Here is a 5,948-nt window from a genome sequence, read left to right on the forward strand (position 1 = left end):
CGGCATTACACTGATAAACGGACTGTTAAACAGTTCACCGTAAGTAACCAGCGCGCTGTGCACTGCTTTTTTAGCGATATAAGCCAGCCCGGGAATCTGCTGCAGTGCGTGGTAACGCGCCTGTAAAAAATCAGCTAATACACGTACATTAGTTTCATCATTAAGCGCACAGACAATATGGTGGTACTGGTCATCACCCGTTGCCGCCAAGGCACTGCCCAGGTCATTACCGGCAACCGCCACACTGTACATCGGCAAGGCGACATTCTGCTCATAGAAGGCAGTCACCATAGTATGAATCTGACTGCCTGCCCCGAACCGTTTAGCGGCCGCGTCCGGAGTAACCGTGGAAACAACAACATCATTATCGGTATCTCCACCACTTTTAGTCCCGACAATCAACACGCGCTGAATATCTTCACCGCTGTTAGCTAGGCTGTTATCTATTTCGATAAAAACGCCCGGGACACGAATATTAGCCGGGACTTCATTAAAGCTGATACTGCTCATTTACTCTTCCTTCTTGTGTTTGTCAGTGGATAGTTCAACCACATCGCCGTCACTGATTCTGCGTAGCCAATAGCTGTTCCTGGGTTTTACTTCTCCTGCCGGCTTAAGCGCTTCGTAGGTAATCGGATCACGTACTATTTTCCCTTTTACGTTGGGTTTGATTTTGAATGTCTGCATAACTTCCCCTACTTGGGTTTCATTTCACTTAAAATAATTTGTGCAATCTGTCGCTGTAATTCCGGCGTCCAACCAACCATGGTTCTTTTAGGCATTTGATAAGCTGCTTTTTGTTTGCGGCCGCCTTCCCAGCTGTTTGTTTTGCTGTTAAAGAAACCATTGATTCGGCGCGTGTAAACAACCGACTTACCTTCATTGTGTATCTTCGCGATATGTCCCTCTAAGCCGACCAGGCCGACACTGAATGCATCTGCACTGACCTCTGTTTTCAGGTTGCGGCTCATGCCCATGAGCATATTTCTTTTAGTTTTTGCCTTACCCTGGTTATCGATACTGACCTTTCTGCGCTTGCGTGGTGCATAGCTTTTACCATCAACATCCCGCTGTGCTCTTACTTGGGTTCGAAAGAAACGACGCGTGTGGTTGGCAAGCTGTCGGTTAATTTCAAACTTCGCCTTATCATCGAGCTCGAGGCTTTTTAACAGCGCGGTTAACTGCTCAGGCGTTTTGATTTCCATCAGTTGTGCAGGCCGTTGTCTTGGCTATGGCCGTCAAAGATAATCAGCTGCTCAGCATTATCTGCATCAAAAGGCTGCTGAAAATCACTCTGCAGGCTTTTCTTTTTACCGCCCACTAACCATTCACCGTTAGCATCTTCAACAAACTTCATCTGCTCGATGAACTCCATTTTCACGCCCAGGTCGTAACGGTTATTAGCTAACGGCTCAACAAAAAACAGTGGCGCCTCTAAACCCTGTGATTCCCGGTCCGGGTTGTACTGCTGTACCCAGTTGGCAATGAGCATAAACAGACGCGCCGGTTTAATTTCCACATCGGACAGCTCGAAATTACACAGGTATCTCAGCTCGTAACCTTCTTCCGCCACGCTTGGGCTGAACAGCAGTTCACCATCCTGCGCCCAGGCTTCTAAGTCCGCTTTACTGGTAATGTGCTTAATCAGGTAGTCGCTAAGGCTTTGCAGGTATTCCATCAGATCACCTCAAAGGTATAACCGCTACTGGTCAGCAGTAACTGGTCAATAGCGTTACGGTAATTACTCAGCAGATTATCAACGCGTGACTCCAGCGCTTCCTGGCGGTCAGCAGCCTCTTTAGTGGCATCTGTTGCCAGGCGGTTACCTATAAGCGCCGACGCGGTTTTACAAAATACCGCCTGTTTATAAAGGTATTCAGCAGTGCTTTCATCTGCAAACAGCGCCATTGATAAGACTTCCATGCTTTCGTATTTCGCTGTTAACCCCTGTAACTGACGGTGAACGGTAATGCGCTCAATGGTGGCGTTATGCACTATGGCGGCCTCTGTTTCATCTTCTAAGAAATGAAACAGCGTCTGAAACTCTGAAAGTTTAAGCGCCGGATAAAATGCGCTCGCCGGCAGTTCGCTTTGATAAAGCTCTGATTTGTTCGAGATCAGCTGCGCCATATTGAATCCTTAAATGAGATAGGCTAAGCGCTTTGTTTTATTGCAATAAGTCGAGTCAACAACTCGTCATTAGCAATAAACCAGCGCCGCCTATGGGGGGTGAACTGTTTAAATTATTACGACCAGGTTGCGCCTTTATCATCGGTCAGCTTGACGCTGGCAAACTTAACCACGGCAATTTTGCCTAACTCTTCAATCACGTAATCCATATTCTGCGACTGGTAGGTTTCATAACGGTCACGCTTGGCATTGTCTTCCATACGGCGGCGAATACTGTCTTTTTGAATATAGATAGACAGGTTTTTAAAGGAGGTCACCATGATCCCGCGACTTGGGAAGTGAGGTACTTTGTAAGCAGACAAGCCGCCGTAGGTACCGATAATCTGCTTGTCTTCAATGCGCGCTTTTTCAGACGGCGTATTACCGTGCAGGTCGTAGAATTTGGCTTTATCATCGGCAAGCAGCTCTGAGCCGATAATCGCAACCAGGTCGCCGTCGTCTTCAAATTCCGGATCAATCATCTGTTTGACATCATTCACGGCAGCATCCAGGTTGACGTAGTCGCCCTGTTCACCAATACGGATTTCACCGGCATTTTTACCTTCCGTTAAGAAGTTCTCCGCATTCTGCTCTTCCAGCTTTTTAAGCCAGCCTTTAGCGACATCCTGGCCTTTGGGATTAGCAGCCGGATCCGATGTGGTGGCACGGCGCTCACCGTAAAAGCCGATTTGAATCTGGTTGGTTGAAATCTGTTTACGGGTCTGCACTGCCACTAAAGTTTTGAATTTCGGATCATGCGCCCAGGCATCCAGGGTCACGTATTTAATCAAGGTATCAAAGTTCACCTGCTGACAGTGATAGGTTGTCCCGCCTTTAGAATGCGGATCTTTAGGCGCACGGTCTTTGCTTTCGGTATCGGTTGTGCCGGCAATCATGCCCGTGGCATCAATACGAATCGCTTCACCCTGCTGGTTTTTCACCAGCACCACATTAATGCGGTTTAAAAAGCTGTTTTCTAAACGTGCCTGGGCAATAATTTTTTGTGCTTTATTAGGGGTAATGCTGAACGTCTGCGCCACATTCGCGGTATCGTACTGCTCAGCGACCGCCAGCTCTAAGGCGCTAATTTTTTTACGTGTAAAATTATCCATTGTTACTCTCTCTGCAAATTGAATTTAAGGTGAAGCGGCGCTTATAAAACGTCGTCCTGGTCGAGGCCGTTACCGCCGGTCGCCTGGTCGCGCTCCGGCTCGTCGGTCTGCTTGGACAGTTTTTCAGTTAAGTCTGCGATTTCAGTCTGCTGGCTTTCAACGGTGCCGGCTAAAGCACTTAATTTTTCAGTTAACTCGGCAACGCTATCGGTTTCTGTATTACCGGCTTCAGGTGTTTCGGTTGTTTGCTCTGGCTTAACACTGAGCTTTTCCGTTAACGTTCCAATACTGCCGGTGAGAGCTGTTAATGCAGAGGCGGTTTTGGCGTTTGTCTCATTTATCTGAGAGAACATCTCAAGCGTGGCTTTATCGGTCATGTCATCGTCCTTATTGGCGAATAGTTTGTTTAAAAGAGAAGGTTTTTCCGGGGTTATCATTTCATTACTAGAGAACAGTTCAGTGCCAGGATGCTTCGCGGACAGGTGCAGTTCATCGGTGCCTAAACTGGCCGGCTCATCGGTCAGGGCTAACCCGGTTAAATAGGCTTTGCCGGTCTTGGCAAAATCCATCTGAATTTCACAGGAGGTATGCAGATACTGGCCCTGCTGAATCAGGTGTAAAAACAGATCATTAGGTTTTAACTGCGCCAGTAACTTAGGCCCTTCCGCTTTTACGGCTAAGACGCTGCCGACCTTGGAGCCGTAGGAGCGGTGATTAATATTAATCCGGGCGTTGTAGGTATCCGGACTATAGGTTTCTGCACACTGGTCGACGGTTTCCTGGGTCACTTCCCGGCCGTCAACGGTATGGCCGGCGGTTAAAATACAAATATATTTAGTTTGAAACATCAGTCAGTACCTTGTGGTTTATCTTTTCTGACTTCTATCCTATGCAGTTTTTTCAGCTGTTTATATCAAGCCTGCTTTTACCCAGCCCATATAAAACGGGCTTTTATGAAGTGTGATAATTGAAACTGCATACTTTCAACATGACTAATGAACTCGCCACAAACAATATTCTCTATACCCCTCTGCAGACCAGCGCATTAGGGCTTTTTTTACGTCAGCGTAAAACCCGCGAAATTGCCGAGGAACTCGACGTCAGCGAACGCTCGGTTCAAAGCTGGATTGCTAAATTCGGCTGGAAAGCCCTGCGTGATGACTCGCCGCCGGATTTAGTGACACGGCAGCGTATTGCGTATTTAACCTGGGTGGATGAAAAAACCGATAAGCAGCTGCGTGAGCTGGAACTCCTACTCAAGTTTCATATGGGTGATCCGAAACGTAAGTTCAGCAGCGGTAGTGCTAAAGACGGTTCAAACCGAGGACGCCGTGCTAATAAAGTGAAGAATGATATTTCCGGTATCACCCAAGACCTGTTAGATAACTTTCGTGATAAAACCTTTTTCAAATATCAGACCGATATTCTTAAAACCAAAGCGGATCCAAAACTTAACTGGATGCGCTTTTATCTTAAATCCCGGCAGATTGGTTTAACCTATCTGTTTGCCTATGAAGCCTTTGAAGATGCAATTTTAACCGGGGATAACCAGGTCTTTTTATCGGCCTCTAAAAAACAGTCGGAGATATTTAAAAACTATATCCGCATGTTCGCCCTGCAGATTGGCGAGGTGGAGTTAAAAGGCAAAGATGAAATTCAGCTGAGCAACGGCGCGATATTTTACTTCCTATCAACCAACTCGCGCACCGCCCAGGGTTTCCATGGCCATCTGTATATTGATGAAGTCTTCTGGATCCCGAAATTCAAAACGCTGGATGATTTAGCCGGCGGCATGTCGATGCATGATAAGTGGCGCACCACTTATCTTTCTACGCCTTCTTCGATTGCTCATGAAGCCTATCCGAAATGGGCCGGCTGTAAAAAAGACAAGATCGATATCAGCCATAAAGCGCTGAAAGGCGGGTCACTCGGGCCGGACGGTATCTACCGGCAGATGATAACCGTGGATGATGCCATTGAAGGCGGTGCAAACTTTTTCAATATGGAAAAACTGCACCGTAAATACCCGGATAAAGAGATCTTTGATAACCTGCTGCGCTGCGTGTTCCTGGATGATTCACACTCGGTGTTCGACCTTAAAAAACTGATGGCCTGTAAGGTGGATGCCGGCGACTGGAAAGATGTGGATATGGATGCGGCGCAACCGGTCGGTAATGCCCCGATCTGGATTGGTTACGACCCATCCGGCCAAGGTGATGAAGCAGCTGTGGTAGCGGCACTGCCGCCGAAACGTAAAGGCGGCGCCTTCCGTTTAATTGAAAAACTACGCCTGCAGGGACTGTCTTACCAGGACCAGGCGGATCAGATAGAAGCGCTCACCGACAAATATAACGTAGTGGAAATCGCCATGGATGTCTCCGGTATCGGCGGGCCGGTATCGGAACTCGTCGAGGTGTTTTTCCCGCAGGTGATGCTGATAACTTACAGCATCAATACCAAAACCCATATGGTTTATAAAGCACGGGAAGTCATTAACGCCGGACGCTTACTGTTTGACGGTCAGTGGGATGATGTTGTTCATGCCTTCTTAATGATCAAACGCACCATTACCAAAAACAGCGGGCAGGTAACCTTTACGGCAGCCCGCACCAAAGAAACCTCACACGCAGATGTGGCCATGGCCGTGATGCATCTGCTCAGTTTAGA

8 protein-coding genes are annotated in these 5,948 nt (G+C 47.6%); 1 reads left to right on the plus strand and 7 read right to left on the minus strand.

Annotated elements, in window-relative coordinates; translation table 11 throughout:
- From G337_RS0118455 to G337_RS0118485, 7 genes are all read right to left on the minus strand, one after another.
- The coding region (locus G337_RS0118455; protein ID WP_028865191.1) for a hypothetical protein at nt 1–510 on the minus strand (510 nt) is incomplete at its 3' end.
- A complete protein-coding gene (locus tag G337_RS28335) occupies nt 511–687 on the minus strand; it encodes a DUF2635 domain-containing protein (protein ID WP_084605491.1) in 177 nt (58 codons plus the stop codon). It lies immediately after the preceding gene.
- Between the two features lie 8 nt (nt 688–695).
- Nucleotides 696–1,205: a phage virion morphogenesis family protein gene (locus G337_RS0118465; protein WP_028865189.1), complete on the minus strand. Its 510-nt coding sequence runs from the start codon at nt 1,203–1,205 to the stop codon at nt 696–698.
- Nucleotides 1,205–1,678 (minus strand): phage tail protein, encoded by a 474-nt coding sequence (locus G337_RS0118470; protein ID WP_028865192.1) that lies wholly within the window; start codon nt 1,676–1,678, stop codon nt 1,205–1,207. The genes G337_RS0118465 and G337_RS0118470 overlap by 1 nt, the downstream gene beginning before the upstream one ends.
- The gene (locus G337_RS0118475; protein WP_028865193.1) at nt 1,678–2,130 is read right to left on the minus strand and encodes a head completion/stabilization protein; all 453 of its coding nucleotides are present in this window, start codon (nt 2,128–2,130) and stop codon (nt 1,678–1,680) included. The genes G337_RS0118470 and G337_RS0118475 overlap by 1 nt, the downstream gene beginning before the upstream one ends.
- Before the next feature lie 116 nt (nt 2,131–2,246).
- Nucleotides 2,247–3,281, minus strand: a complete 1,035-nt coding sequence (locus G337_RS0118480) for a phage major capsid protein, P2 family (protein ID WP_028865194.1) — start codon at nt 3,279–3,281, stop codon at nt 2,247–2,249.
- 41 nt (nt 3,282–3,322) lie between these two features.
- Complete coding sequence (locus G337_RS0118485; protein ID WP_028865195.1) at nt 3,323–4,129, minus strand: GPO family capsid scaffolding protein; 807 nt, start codon at nt 4,127–4,129, stop codon at nt 3,323–3,325.
- Between the two features lie 119 nt (nt 4,130–4,248).
- Here G337_RS0118485 and G337_RS0118490 point away from each other — a divergent pair.
- Nucleotides 4,249–5,948 (plus strand): terminase large subunit domain-containing protein (locus G337_RS0118490; RefSeq protein WP_211235824.1); only part of this gene is annotated, 1,700 nt, incomplete at its 3' end.

It is taken from the genome of Psychromonas aquimarina ATCC BAA-1526 (genome assembly GCF_000428725.1).
Taxonomy (GTDB): domain Bacteria; phylum Pseudomonadota; class Gammaproteobacteria; order Enterobacterales; family Psychromonadaceae; genus Psychromonas; species Psychromonas aquimarina.

Excerpts from the sequence above, each read along its gene's own strand:
- G337_RS0118485 (WP_028865195.1), bottom strand. The coding sequence starts at position 4,129 with ATGTTTCAAACTAAATATATTTGTATTTTAACCGCCGGCCATACCGTT.
- G337_RS0118480 (WP_028865194.1), bottom strand. The coding sequence starts at position 3,281 with ATGGATAATTTTACACGTAAAAAAATTAGCGCCTTAGAGCTGGCGGTC.
- G337_RS0118475 (WP_028865193.1), bottom strand. The coding sequence starts at position 2,130 with ATGGCGCAGCTGATCTCGAACAAATCAGAGCTTTATCAAAGCGAACTG.
- G337_RS0118470 (WP_028865192.1), bottom strand. The coding sequence starts at position 1,678 with ATGGAATACCTGCAAAGCCTTAGCGACTACCTGATTAAGCACATTACC.
- G337_RS28335 (WP_084605491.1), bottom strand. The coding sequence starts at position 687 with ATGCAGACATTCAAAATCAAACCCAACGTAAAAGGGAAAATAGTACGT.
- G337_RS0118465 (WP_028865189.1), bottom strand. The coding sequence starts at position 1,205 with ATGGAAATCAAAACGCCTGAGCAGTTAACCGCGCTGTTAAAAAGCCTC.